The 20,142-nt window shown below is 65.3% G+C and carries 19 protein-coding genes and 1 pseudogene; 11 read left to right on the top strand and 9 right to left on the bottom strand.

Features of this window, described 5'->3' with window-relative positions; all coding sequences use genetic code 11:
* The first annotated feature begins 46 nt into the window (after positions 1-46).
* From SJY40_RS01665 to SJY40_RS01645, 5 genes and pseudogenes are all read left to right on the top strand, one after another.
* Positions 47-1,036 (top strand): BMP family protein, encoded by a 990-nt coding sequence (locus tag SJY40_RS01665; protein ID WP_378942001.1) that lies wholly within the window; start codon positions 47-49, stop codon positions 1,034-1,036.
* Positions 1,036-2,685, top strand: a complete 1,650-nt coding sequence (locus tag SJY40_RS01660; RefSeq protein ID WP_378941999.1) for an ABC transporter ATP-binding protein — start codon at positions 1,036-1,038, stop codon at positions 2,683-2,685. The genes SJY40_RS01665 and SJY40_RS01660 overlap by 1 nt, the downstream gene beginning before the upstream one ends.
* A complete protein-coding gene (locus SJY40_RS01655; protein WP_378941997.1) occupies positions 2,685-3,788 on the top strand; it encodes an ABC transporter permease in 1,104 nt (367 codons plus the stop codon). The genes SJY40_RS01660 and SJY40_RS01655 overlap by 1 nt, the downstream gene beginning before the upstream one ends.
* A 107-nt stretch (positions 3,789-3,895) precedes the next feature.
* A pseudogene (locus SJY40_RS01650) lies at positions 3,896-4,812 on the top strand (ABC transporter permease).
* Positions 4,796-5,602, top strand: a complete 807-nt coding sequence (locus SJY40_RS01645) for a purine-nucleoside phosphorylase (protein WP_378941995.1) — start codon at positions 4,796-4,798, stop codon at positions 5,600-5,602. The pseudogene SJY40_RS01650 and the gene SJY40_RS01645 overlap by 17 nt, the downstream one beginning before the upstream one ends.
* Before the next feature lie 36 nt (positions 5,603-5,638).
* Here SJY40_RS01645 and mnmH read toward each other — a convergent pair whose 3' ends face one another.
* Complete coding sequence (gene mnmH, locus SJY40_RS01640) at positions 5,639-6,670, bottom strand: tRNA 2-selenouridine(34) synthase MnmH (protein WP_378941992.1); 1,032 nt, start codon at positions 6,668-6,670, stop codon at positions 5,639-5,641.
* Between the two features lie 23 nt (positions 6,671-6,693).
* Entirely contained in the window at positions 6,694-7,272 is a 579-nt protein-coding gene (locus SJY40_RS01635; RefSeq protein WP_378941990.1) for a L,D-transpeptidase, read from the bottom strand.
* Positions 7,273-7,474: 202 nt separating this feature from the next.
* Between SJY40_RS01635 and SJY40_RS01630 the strand changes: the two genes are divergently transcribed.
* Both SJY40_RS01630 and SJY40_RS01625 read left to right on the top strand, forming a co-directional pair.
* Positions 7,475-9,874: a heavy metal translocating P-type ATPase gene (locus tag SJY40_RS01630; RefSeq protein WP_378941988.1), complete on the top strand. Its 2,400-nt coding sequence runs from the start codon at positions 7,475-7,477 to the stop codon at positions 9,872-9,874.
* Positions 9,871-10,515, top strand: a complete 645-nt coding sequence (locus SJY40_RS01625; protein ID WP_378941986.1) for an arylesterase — start codon at positions 9,871-9,873, stop codon at positions 10,513-10,515. Before SJY40_RS01630 ends, SJY40_RS01625 begins: the two co-directional genes overlap by 4 nt.
* Positions 10,516-10,519: 4 nt before the next feature.
* Here SJY40_RS01625 and SJY40_RS01620 read toward each other — a convergent pair whose 3' ends face one another.
* From SJY40_RS01620 to meaB, 5 genes are all read right to left on the bottom strand, one after another.
* Positions 10,520-10,999 carry a copper chaperone PCu(A)C gene (locus SJY40_RS01620; protein WP_378941984.1) on the bottom strand — a complete coding sequence of 160 codons (480 nt, stop codon included), beginning with the start codon at positions 10,997-10,999 and terminating at the stop codon, positions 10,520-10,522.
* A 36-nt stretch (positions 11,000-11,035) separates the two neighbouring features.
* Entirely contained in the window at positions 11,036-11,377 is a 342-nt protein-coding gene (locus SJY40_RS01615) for a hypothetical protein (protein WP_378941981.1), read from the bottom strand.
* 125 nt (positions 11,378-11,502) lie between these two features.
* On the bottom strand, positions 11,503-11,802 hold the full coding sequence (gene rpmB, locus SJY40_RS01610; RefSeq protein WP_378941979.1) for a 50S ribosomal protein L28: 300 nt from the start codon (positions 11,800-11,802) through the stop codon (positions 11,503-11,505).
* 142 nt (positions 11,803-11,944) lie between these two features.
* Entirely contained in the window at positions 11,945-13,024 is a 1,080-nt protein-coding gene (locus tag SJY40_RS01605; RefSeq protein ID WP_378941977.1) for a bifunctional transcriptional activator/DNA repair enzyme AdaA, read from the bottom strand.
* Between the two features lie 64 nt (positions 13,025-13,088).
* Positions 13,089-14,060, bottom strand: a complete 972-nt coding sequence (meaB, locus tag SJY40_RS01600) for a methylmalonyl Co-A mutase-associated GTPase MeaB (RefSeq protein ID WP_378941974.1) — start codon at positions 14,058-14,060, stop codon at positions 13,089-13,091.
* Positions 14,061-14,255: 195 nt separating this feature from the next.
* Between meaB and SJY40_RS01595 the strand changes: the two genes are divergently transcribed.
* The 4 genes from SJY40_RS01595 (at position 14,256) to SJY40_RS01580 (ending at position 17,279) form a co-directional block, all read left to right on the top strand.
* A complete protein-coding gene (locus tag SJY40_RS01595; RefSeq protein WP_378941972.1) occupies positions 14,256-14,633 on the top strand; it encodes a SoxS protein in 378 nt (125 codons plus the stop codon).
* Positions 14,630-15,025, top strand: coding sequence for an ArsR/SmtB family transcription factor (locus SJY40_RS01590; RefSeq protein ID WP_378941969.1), 396 nt, complete (start codon positions 14,630-14,632; stop codon positions 15,023-15,025). Before SJY40_RS01595 ends, SJY40_RS01590 begins: the two co-directional genes overlap by 4 nt.
* A 108-nt stretch (positions 15,026-15,133) precedes the next feature.
* On the top strand, positions 15,134-16,426 hold the full coding sequence (gene serS, locus SJY40_RS01585) for a serine--tRNA ligase (protein ID WP_378941967.1): 1,293 nt from the start codon (positions 15,134-15,136) through the stop codon (positions 16,424-16,426).
* Between the two features lie 88 nt (positions 16,427-16,514).
* Entirely contained in the window at positions 16,515-17,279 is a 765-nt protein-coding gene (locus tag SJY40_RS01580; RefSeq protein ID WP_378941965.1) for a hypothetical protein, read from the top strand.
* Between the two features lie 39 nt (positions 17,280-17,318).
* Here SJY40_RS01580 and der read toward each other — a convergent pair whose 3' ends face one another.
* Together der and SJY40_RS01570 are read right to left on the bottom strand one after the other, a co-directional pair.
* Entirely contained in the window at positions 17,319-18,809 is a 1,491-nt protein-coding gene (der, locus tag SJY40_RS01575) for a ribosome biogenesis GTPase Der (protein ID WP_378941962.1), read from the bottom strand.
* On the bottom strand, positions 18,806-20,131 hold the full coding sequence (locus SJY40_RS01570) for a PQQ-binding-like beta-propeller repeat protein (RefSeq protein WP_378941960.1): 1,326 nt from the start codon (positions 20,129-20,131) through the stop codon (positions 18,806-18,808). Before SJY40_RS01570 ends, der begins: the two co-directional genes overlap by 4 nt.
* Between the last annotated feature and the right edge of the window lie 11 nt (positions 20,132-20,142).

Here is a 20,142-nt window from a genome sequence, read left to right as displayed (position 1 = left end):
CAGCAGGGCTGTCTGAATCGCCCGCAAAAACAGGATGAGGTTACGAATGTCTCTGATCAAATCGCTTCTGGCGGGCTCGGCCCTGACGGCATTGACGGCGGGCGTGGCATTTGCCGAACCTGCCCTGATCTTCGATCTGGGCGGCAAGTTCGACAAATCCTTCAACGAAGCCGCCTTCCACGGCGCCAAGCGTTGGGTCGAGGAAACCGGCGGCACCTACCGCGAGCTGGAGATGCAATCCGAAGCACAGCGCGAACAGGCCCTGCGCCGTCTGGCCGAGGTCGGAGCCAACCCCATCGTCATGACCGGCTTTGCCTTCGGTGACGTTCTGGCCCAGATCGCCGGCGATTATCCGGACACGAAATTCGCCATCATCGACATGGTCGTCGATGCCCCGAACGTCCAATCCGTCGTCTTTGCCGAGGAACAGGGCAGCTATCTGGCCGGCGTCATGGCGGGCATGAAATCCGAAACCGGCACGGTCGGCTTCATCGGCGGCATGGATATTCCGCTGATCCACAAATTCGAATGCGGCTTTGCCCAAGGGTTCAAGGCCACCCAGCCCGAGGGAAAGGTCGTCATCAACTATACCGGCACCACCCCCGCCGCGTGGAACGACCCTGTCAAGGGCGGTGAGCTGGCGCGCGCGCAGAAATCGCAGGGCGCCGACGTGATCTATGCGGCCGCTGGCGGCACCGGCATCGGTGTGCTGCAGGCCGCAGCCGACGAAGGCATCCTTTCGATCGGCGTTGACAGCAACCAGAACCACCTGCACCCGGGTCAGGTGCTGACCTCGATGGTCAAGCGCGTGGACAATGCCGTCTATGACGCCTTCGTCGCGGGCGAGGATCTGGTTCCCGGCGTCAAGGTCATGGATCTGGCCGCGGGCGGCGTCGATGTCGCCATCGACGATTCCAACCGCGAACTGGTCGGTGCCGAAATGCAGGCCGCCGTCGAGGAAGCCAAGGCCGGGATCGGTTCGGGCGAGATCGCCGTTCACGACTATATGGCCGACAACAGCTGCCCGGCATCGTAATGACCACTGCGAACGACATGATGGGGGGGCGGTCGGCCACGACCGCCCCCGCTGCAATCGAGCTGCGCGGCATCTCGAAGGCATTCGGGCCGGTTCAGGCGAACCGCAATATCAATCTGTCCGTCCCCAAGGGCAGCATCCACGGCATCATCGGTGAGAACGGTGCCGGAAAATCGACGCTGATGTCGATCCTTTACGGATTTTACAAACCTGACAGCGGTCAGGTGCTGGTCAACGGCCAGCCGATCGCCATTGCCGACAGCCAGACCGCGATCCGCGCGGGCATCGGCATGGTCTTCCAGCATTTCAAGCTGGTGCAGAATTTCACGGTGCTGGAAAACATCATCCTGGGCGTCGAAGACGGAGCGCTGCTGCGCCCCTCGCTGTCCAAGGCGCGCGGCGTGCTGAAGAAGCTGGCCGCCGAATACCAGCTGAACGTCAACCCCGATGAGGTGATCGAGAACCTCTCGGTCGGTCACCAGCAGCGGGTCGAGATCCTCAAGGCGCTCTATCGTCAGGCCGACATCCTGATCCTGGACGAACCGACCGGCGTGCTGACCCCCGCCGAGGCCGATCACCTGTTCCGCATCCTTGAAGGACTGCGCGACGAAGGCAAGACCATCATCCTGATCACGCACAAGCTGCGCGAGATCATGGACATCACCGACAACGTCAGCGTCATGCGGCGCGGGGAAATGGTCGCCTCGGTCAAGACCTCCGAAACCAGCCCCGAGCATCTGGCCGAGCTGATGGTCGGTCGCAAGGTGCTGCTGAACGTCGAAAAGACCCCCGCCGCCCCTGCCGCCCCTGTCCTCGAGGTGCGCAACCTGACCATGACCGACGACGAGGGCATCCAGCGCCTGCGCGGCATCGATCTGGACATCCGCGCGGGCGAGATCCTGGGCATCGCCGGTGTCAGCGGCAACGGCCAGACCATGCTGCTGGAAATCCTTGGCGGTTATCCCCCCAAAGGCAGCAAGGTCGGCGGTGATATCCGCATGAACGGGCAGCCCCTGCCCATCGGCGGTCGCGGCTGCGATGCGGCACAGCGCCGTCGCGCGGGCATAGGCCATATCCCCGAGGATCGTCAGGTCGAAGGCCTGATCATGGATTTCGCGGCTTGGGAAAACGTCGCCTTCGGCTATCAGGACGCGCCGGAATTCACCAAGGGCATGTTGATGGACAATGCCGCCATCAAGGCCGATGCGGAAGCCAAGATGGAACGCTTCGACGTCCGCCCTCGCAACGCCAATCTGGCGGCGCGCAACTTCTCGGGCGGCAACCAGCAAAAGATCGTCGTGGCCCGCGAGATCGAGCGCAACCCCGACCTGCTGCTGATCGGCCAGCCGACGCGCGGCGTTGACATCGGTGCGATCGAGTTCATCCACAAGCAGATCGTCGCCCTGCGCGATGCGGGCAAGGCCATCCTTCTGGTCAGCGTCGAACTGGACGAGATCCTGGCCCTGTCCGACCGCATCGCCGTCATGTTCGATGGTCGCATCATGGGCGAACGCCTGCCTGAAAACACCACTACGGGCGAATTGGGCCTGCTGATGGCGGGCGTCACTGATACCCAACACACCCCCGACGACGCGGGCATCCCCCCCGGATCCGCCCATGTCGACACGCTACCGCAGGAGCCCGTCTGATGGACAAGATGCCGAAATGGGCCGATGTGATCCTGACGCCGCTGATCTCGCTGGTGCTTGCCATGGCGATATCGGCGCTGGTGATTCTGGCCATCGGGGAAAGCCCGGTCATGGCCATGAAGACCATGGTCGAAGGGGCGCTTGGTTCCAGCTATGGCTGGGGCTTCACGCTGTATTACGCGACGAACTTCATCTTCACCGGGCTGGCCGTGATGGTCGCCTATCACGCCAGCTTGTTCAACATCGGCGGTGAGGGTCAGGCCGCCATGGGTGGCCTTGGCGTGGCGCTGGTGCTGCTGTACCTGCCGTTGCCGCATTGGGCCATCGCTTTGCCGGTCGCCATGATCGGCGCGGCTGCCTTCGGTGCGGCATGGGCCTTCATTCCCGCCTATCTGCAGGCCAAGCGCGGCAGCCATATCGTGATCACCACGATCATGTTCAACTTCATCGCCGCCGCCGCGCTGAACTATGTTCTGGTCAACAAGCTGCGTCCCGTGGGCAGCATGGACCCCGCCTCGGCCCGCTTCCCCGAGGCGACGAACATCCCAGCGCTGACCGATATCGCCGCAGGTCTGGGCATGACATGGGGCAAGAACACCCCGGTCAACATCACCTTCCTGGTAGCAATCGCCGCCTGTGCCCTGATCTGGTTGCTGATCTGGCGCACCAGGCTGGGCTATGAAATCCGCGTGCTGGGCAAATCCGAACCGGGTGCCGTCTATGCCGGCATCAGCCCGGTCAAGATCACCGTCGTCGCCATGCTGATTTCGGGTGGGCTGGCCGGTCTGATGGCGATCAACAACGTCATGGGCGAATCCGAGCGTCTGGTCCTGAACGCGGTCGAGGGCGCGGGCTTTATCGGCATCGCCGTCGCCCTGATGGGCCGCAACCACCCCTTCGGCATCCTGCTGGCGGCGCTACTCTTCGGTTTCCTCTATCAGGGCGGAGGAGAGCTGGCGCTCTGGACCAGCATCCCGCGTGAATTGATCGTCGTCATTCAGGCGCTGGTCATCCTGTTCACGGGTGCCTTGGACAACATGGTCCGCATGCCGCTGGAACGCCTGTTCCTGTCGATGCGACGCACGAACGGAGGCGCGAAATGAAGATCAAGGATTCACTGATCGCGCTGATCGTCTTGGGCATCTGTCTGATCTGGGCCTTTGTCGATGGCAACGCCGCCGAGCAGGGCATCGGCAGCGCGCTGCGCCTGATGACGCCCCTGCTGCTGGCCTGTCTGGCCGGGCTTTATTCCGAACGCGCCGGCGTCTTCGACATCGGGCTTGAGGGCAAGATGCTGATGGCGGCCTTTTCCGCCGCCTCGGTTGCCTATCTGACCGGCAGCGCATGGCTGGGTCTGCTGGCGGGCATCGGCGGGTCGCTGGCGTTGTCGCTGGTGCATGGCCTTGCTTCGATCACCTTCCGCGGCAACCAGCTGATTGCAGGCGTGGCCATCAACTTTCTGGCCTCGGGGCTGACGGTGCTGGTGGGACAGAACGCCTTCGGTCTGGGCGGGCGCACGCCTGCGCTGACCGGCGCGGGACGTTTCCAGCCCATCAACCTGCCGTTTGCGGAAACGCTGCGCGACGTGCCGGTGATCGGGCCGGTCTATTCCGGGCTGATTTCGGGCAATACCATTCTGGTCTATGTGGCACTGCTGTTGGTGCCGGTGACGTGGTGGGTGCTGTTCCGCACCCGTTTTGGCCTGCGCCTGCGGGCCGTGGGGGAAAACCCGGCCTCGGTCGATACGGCGGGCGTTTCGGTCACACGGCTGCGCTATGCCGCGGTGGCCATCTGCGGCATCCTTTGCGGCATTGCGGGCGCTTATCTGGCGACCGGCCTGTCGGCGGGCTTCGTCAAGGAAATGACCGCAGGTCGCGGCTTCATCGCCCTTGCGGCGCTGATCTTTGCCAAATGGCGTCCGTGGCAGGCGCTGTTCGCCACCTTCCTGTTCGGTCTGCTGGAGGCGATCGCCAACCTCTATCCGAACCTCGATCTGGGCATCATCACCATCCCGTCGATGTTCATGAACGCCCTGCCCTATATCCTGACCGTCATCATTCTGGCGGGCTTCGTGGGCCGTGCCGTCCCCCCCGCGCCGGAGGAGAACCCTATGTCAAAGAGCGTTGAACTGGCCAACCTGATCCGCGACCGTGCCGGTTCGGATGCGCCCGAATTCGGCCTGATTCTTGGCTCAGGTCTGGGCCATCTGGTCGATATGGTCGATGGCGAGGCCATTCCCTATGACGACCTGCCGGGCTTTCCCCATGCGGGCGTGTCGGGCCACGTCCCCAAGCTGGTCATCGGCCAGCTTGAGGGGCGGCGCGTCGCCGTCTTTGGCGGCCGGTCGCATTACTATGAATCGGGTCGCCCCGATGCCATGCGCCTGCCGCTGGAGGTGCTGCGCGAGTTGGGTTGCGACAAGTTGATCCTGACCAATGCGGCGGGATCGCTGCGTTCCGACATCCAGCCCGGCGGGCTGATGATGCTGAACGATCACATCGCCTTCGCCGGAACGAACCCGCTGATCGGGGAAAAGACCGATGCGCGCTTCGTGCCGCTGACGGACGCCCATGACGTGGCGATCCGGCAGGCACTGTCGGATGCCGCCAAGGCCGAAGGGGTGGAATTGCCCCAAGGCGTCTATTGCTGGTTCTCGGGTCCCAGCTTCGAAACGCCCGCCGAAATCAGGATGGCGCAGGGTTTCGGTGCGGATGCCGTCGGCATGTCCACCGTTCCCGAAATCATCCTGGGCCGTTTCCTTGGTCTGCGCTGCGCGGCCATTTCCGTCATCACCAACATGGGGGCGGGGCTGTCAGACGAATCGATCAGCCATGACCATACCAAGGCCATGGCGCCGCTTGGCGCGGCCAAACTGGAAAAGCTGCTGCGACATTTCCTGCGCCACGCCGCCATCTGATCTGACACGCCGCCGGGTTTGACCCGGCGGCGGTTTTCAGGTCCGCATCTGCGCCAAAGCGTCTTCGACAGCGCCCGTGGCGGCATCCAGATCCTTCAGTTCCGACAGGCGAACCGCCTGCCCCGTCCCGTCGTCATGGCGGGCGCGGTGCTTGTCATAGCGCGGATCATAGTGGTCGCGCAGCAGCCCCTCGGACAGGGCCTGCCACTGGCGGCGCTGCAACATGCCGCGCCATTCCTCGATCCGGTCGGCGGGGTGCAGGGGGGACATCATGTCCAGAATGCGCAGCACGCGGGTCGGGTCCTCGACCATGTCGTCATAGCTGCGGGCGGTGAACGCCGCGCGGGCCTCTACCGGCACATGCATCTGCAGGCGCGGCGCGGTGCAGATGGCCTGCCACATCGCCTTGGGCACGGTGATCGCACCGATGCGACTGCTTTCCGCCTCGACCAGCACCGGGCGGGCGGGGTCCAGCGCCTCGAGCGCGACGGCAAGGCGACCTTCGAACATCTTCTGGCTGGGCTGACCGCCGGGCATCGCACCGAACAGGCTGCCGCGGTGGTTGGCCATGCCTTCCAAGTCGATCACCTGATGACCCCGGGCGGCCAAGCGGTTCAGGATCTCGGTTTTGGCGCTGCCGGTATTTCCGTCCAGCACGATCACTCGCGACGCGATCGGTCCGTTCTGGACCCGGTTGACGACCAGACGACGCCAGGATTTGTAGCCGCCTTCGATCCGGCTGACACGCCAGCCGATCTGACCCAGAATGGTCGCAAAGCTGCCCGAACGCTGACCGCCCCGCCAGCAATAGATCAGGGGCCGCCAGCCGCCACGCCTGTCGGCCAGCGCGCCCGCGATGTGGCGCGCCGCATTGGCCGCCACCAATGCGGCACCGATCTTGCGCGCGTCGAAGGGCGACACCTGCTTGTAGATGGTGCCGACGCGTTCGCGTTCCTCATCGTTCAGCACCGGCAGGTTGATGGCGCCGGGCAGGTGGTCTTCGGCAAATTCCGCCGGGGCGCGCACATCGATGATGTCGTCGAACCCCTCTATCAAGGGGCCCGCCACCCTGTTCAATTCCAGCGTCAAGTTCAGAAGACGTAGACAGGCGTGCCGATCGGCACCTGATTGAACAGGCTGATGACAGCCTCGTTGCGCATACGCAGGCAGCCGTTCGACACGGCCGACCCGATCGAGCCGGGGTTCGTCGTGCCGTGGATGCGGATCGCCGTGTCCTGACCGCGGGCGTTGTACAGATAGAGCGCACGTGCCCCCAGGGGGTTCTTGGGGCCGCCCGGCATGCCGTCTTCGTATTTCTTGTAGGCGGCGGGGTTGCGTTCGATCATGTCCTGCGTCGGACGCCAGCTGGGCCATTCGACCTTGCGACCGATGGTGGCCTTGCCCTTCCAGACCAGTTCGGCCGAACCGACGGCCACGCCATAGCGGATAGCACGGCCCGGTGCGACGACGTGGTACAGGAAGAAGTCCTTGCTGACGACGACGATGCTGCCGACCTCGAAGTCGTCGCGGATGGCGACCTCGGTCGGGATATAGGGATCGGTGGCGGGCGTCTTGGTCGCAGCAGGTGCCTGGGGCGCGGCCTGGGCCATCACCAGCGACGGCGCGGCGATCAGCGGCAGGGCCAGCGAAATCATCTGACGGCGGTTCATGGCGGTATTCCTCGTCCGGTGGTTTTGATCTGGATAGGTTTTGATCTGGATACAGGCAAAACGCCTGTTGCCGCAACTCATGACCGTGTCATCGGCCCGCGATGTCTTGATCGTGCGGCGCAAACTTCACACATGAAGGTGGTGGGGCACGGCGTCCGCCGCAACCCCCGCCCGGATGAACCAACCGAAAGCGACACCCACAATGACCGCAGATCTGGACCTGCCCGTGCCGGGCATGAATTGCGCCGCCTGCGCTGGCCGCATCGAGCGCGCACTGTCGGTCCTGCCCGGCATCAGCGATCTGGCGGTCAACCCGGCCACCCGCCGCGCCCGGATGCAGGTCGATGGCGTCCCGCTGGACCGGATCACGACGGAGCTGTCCGATGCGGGCTATCCTGCCCAGCTGACCACCACCCGCCTGTCCATCGACGGCATGAGCTGCGCGTCCTGTCAGGGACGGGTGCAGCGAGGGTTGGAACGGCTGCCGCAGGTGGCATCGGCGCAGGTCAATCTGGCGTCGAAGCAAGCGCTGGTGACGCATGCCCCGAACCTGGGACCGCAGGCGGTCGCGCGGCTGGTCAGCGATCTGGGCTATCCCGCGACGGTGCTGGCCGATGGCGACACACCCGTCATTCCAGATGAGGCTGCATCCCTGCGCCGCGATTTCCTGATCGCGCTGGTGCTGACGCTGCCACTGTTCGTGATCGAGATGGGTGGCCATCTGCTGCCGTCCTTCCACGCATGGCTGCACGGTCTGGTGCCGATGCGTGCGCTGTGGGTGGGGCAGATGCTTCTGGCGCTGGCGGTGCTGGCCGGGCCGGGGCGACGCTTCTTCACGACCGGCTTGAAGGCCCTGTCCCGCGGCGCGCCCGAGATGAACAGCCTTGTCGCCTTGGGGTCGGGGGCGGCCTTCCTTTATTCTTCAGTGGTGACGCTGTTGCCGGCACTGGTGCCCGCTGCATCGCGCCACGTCTATTTCGAAGCCGCTGCCGTCATCGTCACCCTGATCCTGATGGGCCGCTGGCTGGAGGCCCGCGCCAAGGGTCGCGCCGGTGCCGCCATCCGCCAGCTGATGGATCTGACCCCAGATACCGCGACCCTGCTGCGCGACGGCAAGCGGGTGACGCTGCCCACCGATCAGGTGCAGACCGGCGATCTGCTGCTGCTGTCGCCCGGTCAGCGCGTGCCACTGGACGGCATCATCACCGAAGGCGCGGGGCGCATCGACGAATCCATGCTGACGGGCGAACCGGCCCCCGTAGCGAAATCCACCGGCGACCCGGTGACCGGCGGCACGGTGAACGGCAGCGCCGCCATGACCATCTGCGTGACCGCCACCGGCAGCGACACCGTCCTGTCGCGCATCGTCAGTTTGGTCGAACAGGCCCAGAACGCCCGCCTGCCCGTACAGGCGCTGGTCAACAAGGTCACCCGCGTCTTCGTGCCCTGCATCATTGGGCTGTCGCTGCTGACGCTGGTCCTGTGGCTGGTCTTCGGTCCGGGCCTTGCGCAGGCGGTCGTGGCTGCGGTGGCGGTGCTGATCATCGCCTGCCCCTGTGCGATGGGGCTGGCGGTACCGGTTTCCATCATGGTGGGGACGGGCCGGGGGGCGCAGCTGGGCGTGCTGTTCCGTCAGGGCGACGCGCTGCAAAAGCTGGCGACTGCCCGCAGCGTCGGCTTCGACAAGACCGGCACCCTGACCCAAGGGCGGCCGACGCTGACTGAAACCTGGACCGCCGGGATCGATGCGGATCAGGCCCTGCGCCTGGCCGCCGCCGCCGAGGCACGCTCGGAACATCCCTTGGCCAGCGCCTTCATGGCCGCCACCGAGGGGCAGGTTCTGCCTGCCGCCGAAGGTATCAGCGCCATCGCAGGCCAAGGGCTGCGGGCGCGGGTGCGGGGGCAAGACCTGCTGATCGGCAATCTTTCGGCGCTGAGTGCCGCGAAGATCACCGCCGATCCGGACCTGCTGTCCCATGCCACCAAGGCCGCCGATCAGGGCGCGACGCCGGTGCATCTGGTCATCGACGGCACGCATCGCGCCAGCTTTGCGGTGATGGATGCCGCCCGTCCGCAATCGGCCAAGGCCATCGCCGATCTGCACGGCATGGGGCTGACCGCGCATATGCTGTCGGGCGATACGCCCGCCACGGTTCGCGCCATGGCCAAGACCTTGGGCATCGACCGGGCGCAAGGCGGCCTCAGCCCCGAAGACAAGCTGACCCTGATCCGCGAGATGGGCGATGACAGCGTCTTCGTCGGTGACGGCATCAACGATGCCCCGGCCCTTGCCGCCGCCCGCACCGGCATCGCCATCGGCACCGGAACCGACATCGCGATCCAGACCGCCGATGCCGTGCTGATGTCGGGCGATCCGGGCGGCGTGGTCCGGGCGATCCGGCTGTCGCGGGCGGTGATGCGCAACATCCGGCAGAACCTCTTCTGGGCCTTTGCCTACAACATCGCGCTGGTGCCGGTTGCAATGGGCGTGCTGGTGCCCTTTGGTGGTCCGCAGATGTCGCCGATGCTGGGGGCGGGGGCGATGGCGCTGTCCTCGGTCTTCGTGGTCGGCAATGCCCTGAGGTTGAGGAAAGCCGGATGACCCTGAACAGACGTGACCTGCTGGCCGCAATGGCCGCCGTGGCCGCCGTCGGCCCGGCCCATGCGCAGGGCCTGCCACGGCTGCTGTGCCTTGGCGACAGCCTGACGGCCGGATACGGCCTGCCGCAGGATCAGGGGCTGGTGCCGCAGCTGTCGCAATTCCTGCATCAGGCCGGGCGGCCCGCGCAGCTGATCAACGCCGGGATCTCGGGCGATACGACCTATGGGGGGCGGGTGCGGATCGGGCTGTCGATCCGGCGCAACGCCCCCGATGCCGTCATCGTCGAGCTGGGCGGCAACGACATGCTGCGCAAGTTCGACCCGCTGAAGTCCGAACAGAACCTCGATGCCATCCTGACCACTGCGCGCGAGGGCGACCGCCCCGTCCTTCTGGTCGGCATCCACGCCCCGGCAGGGCAGCCGGATTGGCGGCGGGAATGGACCCAGATCTGGGCGCGGTTGGCCAACCGCCACGGGGCGCTGCTGCTGCAGGACCTCTATGCCCCGATTGCCGCGTTGCCGTCGGATCAGCGCGGGCCGCTTTTGCAAGGGGACGGCATTCACCCATCGGCGCTTGGCGTGCAGCGGATCGTCCAGCATCTGGGCCCGACGGCTGCGGAACTGATCGCGCAGGCCGCCTGAGGCATCAATGCCCGGCGTGTTCGCCGCCGTCGTCCATATGCCCCATGTCATGGCCTTCATCCGCGCGGGCGTTGTCGACGATGGCCGTGGCCTCTTCCCGGCCGCAATCGCCGAAATCCAGCGTCAGGTCGATGCTGTCGCCATCCGCCAGCTTGCGGGTCAGGCCCAGCAGCATGACGTGATCGCCGCCGCGGCTCAGCGCATGGGACTCATGGGGGGCGATCCGTATGCCACCTTCGATTCGGCCCATCTTCATGATGCCGTCTTCTTCGGTGTGGCTGTGCAACTCGACCCGCTCGGCCACGTCCAATTCGACGGCCTGTAGGGTGCATTCGACGTCGCGGTGGTTTTCCAGCGTCATGAAGATCGCCCCCGTCATCGGGTTGGCGCTGCGGGCATAGGTATCTTCGACATGCATGCCGTCATGTGCAATGGCGGCAACGGGCATGGCGACCGCAACGGCGGTCAGGATCAGGGTTTTCATCTTGGTCATCCTTGGGAAACGGTCAGGGGGTTTGGATCACACCGCACCTGCCGGCGGGTCCCGCGCCCGTGTCACGCGCCCGATTGCGCGCAGGATGGCCTGCTGCGCCACAAGATCAAAGCCATCGGCGCGCGCGATCCGTTCCGGGACCACCGGCGCGGCACCCCCAAGTGCCGCCATCAGCGACAGCGCCATGTCGGGGCACAGATGCGCCGCGCCCTGCCCGTCCGGCCGCTGCGTCACGACAACGCCATGACCGGTGCATAAAACGATCTCATCGCCCTGCCGGACCACGCCCCGTGCCGCGCCAAGGCCGATGCCAGTCAGCATCACCACCAGAATCAGCACGAACGAGGACAGGCGCGACGACAAGGACATGGCCGATACCCTAGGCGATGGCAGCCCCAAGATCATCAGGAATCACCACCATCCGGACATGCAAAAGCCCCGCGCAATGGCGGGGCTGTGCAGTCATGGGGCCACAGGTGCCCCGCAGATCGGGATCAGGCCGAAAGAACGGCGGCGCCGTCCAGCTTGGCGATCTCACGCTTGATCTTCAGCGCACGGTCCGACAGCTCGGTGTCCTTGGCTTTTGCAAGGTAAGCATCCAGACCACCACGGTGATCGACCGAACGCAGAGCAGCTGCCGAGATGCGCAGCGAATAGCCGCGGCCCAGCACTTCCGACGTCAGGGTGACGTCGTTCAGGTTCGGCAAGAACCGACGACGGGTGCGGTTCTTGGCATGGCTGACATTGTTACCGGTCATCGGGCCTTTGCCGGTCAGTTCGCAGACGCGCGACATGGTGTGTTCCTTTGTCTCAACTACGCGGGCGTTCCCGGCAAGGGGTCCGTCCCAATATGAAAGGGCGCCGCGAGGCAGCGCCCGGAATTCCGTTTGCGGGTGGTTACAGCGACACAGGGGGTGCGTCAACCCTTATCAGGCCTTATCGGGCAATGTCGTGCGAAATCCCCGTAAAATCGCGGTATCCGGCCTCAAGCGCGATCAGCTTTTCCTTGCGCCAAAGCCCGCCCGCATATCCCGTCAGCGTGCCATCGGCCCCGATGACGCGATGACAAGGCACGACCAGCGCCAGACGGTTCGCCCCATTGGCCCCCGCCACGGCCCGCACGGCCGAAGGCTGGCCGATCGCATGGGCCAGCTGACCATAGCTACGGGTCTGCCCCGCAGGAATGCGCTGCAATTCCTGCCAGACCCGCTGCTGGAACGGGGTCCCCGCCAGCTTGACCGGCACCTGCAGGCGGCCCGAATGGCCCGCGAAGAAATCGCCAAGTGCGGCTTCGGTCTGCGCGGTGATATCGGTCCGCCCCAATCCGATACGGCCACTCGACAGGGCCGACAGGCGGCGCAATCCGGCGGGCAGCGCCTTGCGGTCCACGAATTCCAGCAGGTGCAGCGCCCGCGTGTCGGCAATGGCGATCATGCCGCCAAGCGGGGTGTCCAGCCAATCGGCCCGCAGATCGGCATCCGATGTCATCTGCTGCGGCGCATGGCCGAACAGCTGTGCAAAGGCGCGGCGAAACCCCGAGGCCGAATCAAAGCCGGCGTCCAGTTGTGCGTCGATCATGCGTCCTCCTTGGTGCAACCTGCCGATGCCTTGGCGCAGCCGTGCGGCGCGGGCCATCTGCAGGAAGCTTTCTCCGAAATGGCGCCGGAACAACCGCCGCACCGTCGATGGGTCCAGCCCCATCTGCACCAGACAATCCTCGGACCAGCGATGGCCGGGGCGCTGCGCCAGCGCTGTCATCAGCTGGTCGATCACCGGATGGGCATCGGCCTGCGCGCCTTGCGGTTTGCAGCGTAGGCAAGGGCGGAACCCCGCCCGCTGCGCGTCGGTTGCGGTGGCAAACCAGCGACAGTTCCGCGCCAGCGGCTTGCGGGCCGGACAGGTCAGCCGACAGAATATCCCGGTCGAGGCGACACCCACCAGCGCCACCCCTTCATAGGCGGGATCACGCGCCAGCAGCGCGGCATAAAGTTGGTCATGGTCCGGCAGATCGCGCATGGTGTTTCCCTTCGCCACCCAGATTAGCCGATTCGTCCAGCAGGCGGGGCGCGAAATCGGGCAGCTATTGCGAAGATCCGTCCAGCCAGTCCAGAATCTGCTGTGCAGCCAATGCGGGCGGCAGTTGACCCTGCGCCACCTGCTGACCCAGATCCGCGATCCGGGTCTTGACCTGCGGGCGGTCCAGCCGCGCCATCAATCCGGCCTGCAGTTCGGCCCGGAACCAGTGGCGGGCCTGTTCGGCGCGAATGCGGTCGTGATGGCCATGCTGGCGACGCCAATCGGCCAGCTGCTGCATCTGGTCCCATGCCTCGGGCAGCCCCAGACCGGTGGTGGCCGAAACCGGCATCGCCTTGGGAAAGCCTTCGGGGTCCTGCGGGCGTTTGCGCAGCAGTCGCAACGCACCTGCGTAATCGGCCACCGTCCGGCGCGCGGGCGACAGCAGATCGCCGTCGGCCTTGTTGACCAGCACCATATCGGCCATCTCCATGATGCCGCGCTTGACGCCCTGCAGTTCATCCCCCCCTGCCGGAGCCAGCAGCAGGATGAACAGATCGGACATATCGGCGACCAAGGTTTCGGATTGGCCGACGCCGACCGTCTCTATCACGATGATGTCATATCCGGCGGCCTCGCACAGACGGACGGCTTCGCGGGTGCGGCGGGCAACCCCGCCCAGTTGCGTGTTCGAGGGCGAGGGTCTGATGAACGCGTTCGGGTTGCGGGCCAGCGTCTCCATCCGCGTCTTGTCACCCAGGATCGAGCCCCCCGACCGGGCCGAGGACGGGTTGACCGCCAGCACGGCCACGCGTAGGTCCTGACGGGTCAGATTGGTGCCAAACGCCTCGATGAACGTGGATTTTCCCACACCCGGGGTTCCCGACAGCCCGATCCGCAGGGCCTGACGGTCGGGCAAACGGGCGATCAGATCCTGCGCCGCGCGGCGGTGGTCGTCGCGGGTCGATTCGACCAGCGTGATGGCCCGCGACAGGGCACGACGATCACCGTCGATCAATGGCTGCAAAAGGTCGTCCATCGGCCCCCCGGTCGGCGTTTGAGATGCCCGTGGCAATCTGGACCAGCCATGCGCGGGCAGCAATCCCCTCGGCGACATTGAACCAGCAGGGGCACGCAAGACTTGTCATGTAATGGTACAAATCATACCTTTGCAAAACACCGAGAAAAGGAGCCGGCAATGGCCAAACTATCCCGGCGAAGGACACTGGCACTCATGACGGCTGCCTTGATGCCCGGCGTTGCGCATGCCGGACAGACCGGCCTTGACTGGAACGCACGGTCGTTGCGCCTGATGATGGTGTCTGAAAACGGCTGCGAATTCTGCCGCAACTGGCGCGCCCAGATCGCGCCCGGCTTCGGCCATTCGGGTGCCGGTCGCACGGCCCCCCTGTTCGAGGTGGATATCGCCGGCCCCTATCCCGACGGCCTTGCACTTGCGGGACGTCCGCGCGCGACCCCCAGCTTCATCCTGCTGGATCGCGGTTCGGAAATCGGCCGCATCGAGGGTTATGTCGGGGCGCGCGACTTCTATCCGGTGCTGGAACGGATGATGGCAGGGGCAGGTGTTGACATGCCGCGTTCTGGCGCATGACCGTGACCCCAGCCCCCCCCGCCGCGCTTGACGGTACCCTCATGGGCATTGCCGATGACAGCGATCCCGTGTCGCAAGACCTGCAGACCTCGGACCATGTGGCACGCGACATGCGCGCCCGCGCCGCCGAGGCTAGCAACCTGATGAAGGCCTTGGCCCATGAAGGCCGGATGATGATTCTGTGCCATCTGGCCAGTGGTGAAAAGACCGTGTCCCAGCTGGAGCAACTGCTGGATCAACGTCAGGCCGCCGTCAGCCAGCAGCTGGCCCGACTGCGATCCGAAGGGTTGGTCCGGTCCCGCCGCGACGGCAAGGCGCGGCTCTACAGCGTGGCCGACCCCCGCGCCGCCGAGGTCGTGGCGCTGATGTACCGGTTGTTCTGCGCCAATTAGGGCGCAGGACGCGAACGGGCCATCATCGCCCGTTCGCAAAGGCAGGCTTTTGTCGGCGCGCTGCTTGGGCTAATCAAGCCACATTCAAATTCCGCGAAGGTGGCCGACATGCATGATATCCGTGCGATCCGAGAAAACCCCGAAGCGTTCGAAGCGGCGCTGAACAAGCGCGGCCTCGAAGGGCTGACCTCGCAAATCCTGTCGCTGGACAGCGAACGCCGCGCGCGGATCAATGCCGCCGAAACGGCGCAGGCCGAACAGAACAAGGCCAGCAAAGAGGTTGGCGCTGCCAAGGCCCGCGGGGATGAGGATGAATTCCAGCGCCTGCGCGGATTGGTTGCCGAAAAGAAGGCCGATATCGCCCGGATGCAGTCCGAAGCCGACGATCTGGACGGCCAACTGCGCGACCTGCTGCTGGGCATCCCGAACCTGCCGCTGGACAGCGTGCCGATGGGCCGTGATGAAGACGACAACGTCGAGCTGCGCCGTTGTGGCACGCCCCCCGCGCTGGACTTCAAACCCGTCGAGCATTTCGAGATTGCAGGCGTCGTCCCCGGCATGGACTTCAAGACCGGTGCCAAACTGTCGGGCAGTCGCTTTGTCGTACTGAAAGGGGCCATCGCCCGCCTGCATCGCGCGCTGGCGCAATTCATGTTGGACCTGCATGTCACCAAGCATGGGCTGGAAGAAACCTGGACGCCTGTTCTGGTCTTGGAAGACATGATGCTGGGCACCGGCCAGCTGCCGAAATTCGGCGAGGACAGCTATAAGACCCGCGAAGGTTACTGGCTTATCCCGACATCGGAAGTCACGCTGACCAATACCGTCAACGGCGATCTGATGGATCAATCCGCCCTGCCCCGTCGCATGGTCGCCCACAGCCAGTGCTTCCGCTCCGAGGCAGGCAGCGCGGGTCGCGACACCACCGGCATGCTGCGCCAGCACCAGTTCGAGAAAGTCGAGATGGTCTCGATCACTGACGCCGACAACGGTTTGGCCGAACATGACCGCATGACCCGCTGCGCCGAAGCCGTGCTGGAGGCGTTGGAGCTGCCTTATCGCACCATGATCCTCTGCACCGGCGACATGGGTGCGGGCGCGCGCATCACCCATGACCTCGAGGTCTGGCTGCCCGGTCAGGACCGCTATCGCGAGATTTCCAGCGTCAGCTATTGCGGCGATTATCAGGGCCGCCGCATGAACGCGCGCTATCGCCCCGAAGGCGGCGGCAAGACCGAGTTCGTTCATACGCTGAACGGTTCAGGCCTAGCCGTCGGGCGTGCGCTGATCGCCGTGCTGGAAAACGGTCAGCAGGCGGATGGTTCGGTCGTTCTGCCCGCCGCGCTGCACCCCTATCTGGCCGGTGCCACGGTGCTGACCGCCGAAGGTCAGCTGGCCTGAACGCCACCGCAAGACGGTGCCGCGCGGAATAACGCGCGGCACCCGCAGCTTTATCGCAACTGCCCAACGCCCGGCCGCGTTGACGGATATGACCCGACCCGGCCCCATCATCCAACTGATCGCCACCGTCATCTTCGTGATTTCGGGGATCGCATTCACGAACAAGGCGGCGCCGCTGCCCTTGCTGGTGCTGGACAGCCCGCGTTCCACCGGCCCCCTGTTGCCGCCGCCCCTGCAGATCAACCCCGATGTCGCGCTGATCATCCCGCAGATGTATCTGGACCCCGTCAACATCCTGATGTGGGGCCTGTTGATCGTGGTCTGGGGGATGCTGTTGCTGGACGGGATCGGGCAGGTCATCGACCCTTCGGATGTCAATGGTGCGCGCAAGGTGCATGGTCCCATCTGGCCGCTGGTCACTGCGGCCCTAGGCGTCTCGGCCGCTTGGCCCTGGTACTTTGGCCATACCCCCGAACTGATGCTGATCGGCACCGGGGCAACCACAATTCTGGCCACGGCCGCCGCGCGACGGTCGGCCGGTCGTCACCGACCCGCCATCAGCTTCTTTGCAGGCTGGGCTGCGGCCGTGTTTTCGGCTGCGCTGGCAGGTTTCGCATCGGCGCGCTTCGGGTTGCCCGTGCAGGCGTTGTCGGCGCTGGCGATCCTGCCCGGAGCCGCCATCGGCATGGCCGCCCAGATGTGGATCGGCCCCAGCATCGGCTATTGCAGCGCGATGATCTGGGCCTTTTGTGCCTTTGCGATCACCACCATGGGCAGCGATCCCGTCGTCGCACTGGCCGCGGTGCTGGGGATATCGGCCATGGCGACGGTGCTGGTGCGCGCGGCCAGCTGAGCCGCCCATGAAAAAGGGGGCACATGGCCCCCCTTCCCCTCAGCTGCCTTTCGGCTTTTGCCGGACCTTGTGCTTGGACAGGGCGCCCGACTGACTGGTCTTGGCCTTGGCGGCCTTTGCCTTGAAGGGGTTGTCGCCCCCCTGATCGCGGAAGAAGATCCGGATTGGCGTTCCCGGCATGTCGAAATCAGCCCGCAGCCCGTTGATCAGATACCGCTGATAGCTGGTCGGGATCTTGTCGGTATGCGTGGCCTTGACGACAAAGGCGGGCGGACGCGTCTTGACCTGCGTCATATAGCGCAGGCGGATGCGGCGGCCGCCCGGTGCGGGGGGCGGATGGCTCTCGACCATGGCACCCAGCCATTGGTTCAGGCGCGCGGTCGAGACACGGCGGTTCCAGACCTCATGCGCCTTGACGACGGCGTTATGCAGACGGTCCAGACCCTTGCCGGTGCGGGCCGAAACGGTGACCAGCGGCGCACCCTTCAGCTGCGGCAACAGCTTTTCAAAGTTCTGGCGCAGCTCGTTCAGCTTATGCGGCTTGTCTTCTTCCAAGTCCCATTTGTTCGCGGCGACAACGACGGCACGGCCTTCGGTCTCGGCATAATCCGCGATGCGCAGGTCCTGCTGTTCGAAGGGAATATCGACGTCCAGCAGGACGACGACAACTTCGGCAAAGCGGACGGCACGCAGGCCATCGGCGACCGACAGCTTTTCGACCTTATCCGTCACCTTGGCACGCTTGCGCATGCCTGCGGTGTCGAAAATCCGCATGGGGGTGTCTATGAAGGTCGTGTTGACGCTGATCGAATCACGGGTGATGCCGGCCTCGGGACCGGTCAGCAGGCGATCCTCGCCGATGATCTTGTTGATCAGGGTTGACTTGCCCGCGTTCGGGCGGCCGATGATGGCCAGCTGCAGGGGACGGCTTTCCGAGGGACGCCATTCCTCCTCGCCCTCGCCGGTTTCGGCATCCTCTTCGGACAGCTCGATGTTGACGGTGGCTTCGATCGGGGCAGGACGGGCCGCTTCGATCTGATCGGCCAGGGGCATCAGAACGCCGTAAAGGTCATCCATCCCCTCGCCGTGTTCGGCAGAAATGCGCAAGGGTTCGCCAAGGCCAAGCGCATAGGCCTCCATGGCGCCAGCCTCGCCCGCCTTGCCTTCGGATTTATTGGCGGCAACGATGACGTGCTTGGCGCGGCGGCGCAGGATTTCGGCGAAATATTCATCCGCCGCAGTGACCCCGATGCGGGCATCGACCACGAACAGGCAGATGTCGGCCTCGTCCACGGCGCGTTCGGTCAGGCGACGCATGCGCCCTTCGAGGCTGTCGTCCTCGGCCATTTCCAGACCGGCGCTGTCGATGACGACGAACCGCAGGTCACCCAAGCGGCCCGCGCCTTCGCGCAGATCGCGGGTCACGCCCGGTTGGTCGTCAACCAGCGCCAGCTTTTTGCCGACAAGACGGTTGAACAGAGTGGATTTGCCCACATTGGGCCTGCCGACGATGGCGAGTGTGAATGTCATTTCAACGCATGCAACTGGCCGTTGCGTGCAACGACGTAAAGAGTTTGACCGGCAACGACGGGGGCAGAGGCGGCGCCTCCGGGGATATCTCCCTGACCGACCAGCGCACCGGAGGCGGGATCGAAGGCACGCAACATGCCATCACTGGAGGCAACATACAACCGCCCTCCTGCAAGGACAGGGCCGTAATGTGCGTGGATGCCATCCTGCTTCTTGACGCGGTCGGTGGTGAAATAGGGCATCGCCTGCCGCCAGATCACGCCACCGGTCGCAGCATCGAGGCGCACCAGCTCGGCTTGTTCGTTCACGGCAAAGACCGAACCGCCCGCCACGACGGGGGGGCTGTTGGCGCCCTCACGGGCCGACCAGACCTGTTGGCCCGTTGCCATATCCGCAGCCTCGATCCGGCCCGAGGATGTGCCGGCATAGACGCGGCCGCCCGAAATCACCGGATCGCCGGTCACATCACGGATGACGGCGATGGCGCGCCCGATGCGGGTGCCCGCGATCTGGGTCGCCCAATTCGTCAGCCCGCTGTCGCGATCGACCGCCAGCATCTGACCCGACGAGAAGGGGAAGATCACCGTATTGCCCTGAACGGCAGGCACGGCCACGCCCATCACGCCCGACCCCGAGGGCGTCCCCGAGGTCTGCCACATCACCTTGCCGTCACTGGCGCGCACGGCCCAGCCGACGGAATTGCGCGCTGCGACATAGACGACACCATCCTGCACCGCAGGACCGCCGCTGATCGCGGCATCGACACGCTGGCGCCATTGAACGGCACCGGTCGCCGCATCCAGCGCGACCAATTCACCAAAGCCGGTGGTGACGAAAATCTGCCCGCCCTCATAGGCCAAGCCGCCACCCGATGCGCTGTCGGGGTTTTCCAGCGCAGGGGTCACATCGGTGGACCAGGCACGACCGCCGTTCAGCGCGGTCGCCGTCACGGTGGCACGGCTGTCCAGCGTAAAGACGAGACCTGCGGCCACGACGGGATCGGCGGTGATGCGGTGACGGCGGTTGTCGCCCTGCCCGATATCTGCCGACCAGATGCGGGTCGTGCCCGCGCCCAGTTGCACATGACCGGGCGCATGGGCGGCATTGCCACCCCGATGCGTCCATTCGCCATTGGTAACGGGGGCCGCCAGCGACAGCGCCGTGCTGGAGACACCCGGCGCCCCCTCGACCGCCGGCCCATCGGGCGAGAGGACAGCCAGAGGGTCCAGCCGCTGGCCCGGAAGAATTTCATCGCGGTTGCCGCAGGCGGCAAGTGAAAGCCCTGCGGCAATCGCCAAGGTCAGTCGCAGCGTGGCGGTCATCCTCGCCTCTC

Source organism: Paracoccus sp. R86501 (genome assembly GCF_042466435.1).
Lineage (GTDB): Bacteria > Pseudomonadota > Alphaproteobacteria > Rhodobacterales > Rhodobacteraceae > Paracoccus.
Note: the sequence above shows the minus strand (reverse complement) of the source record. Positions and strands in the feature narration are given on the sequence as shown.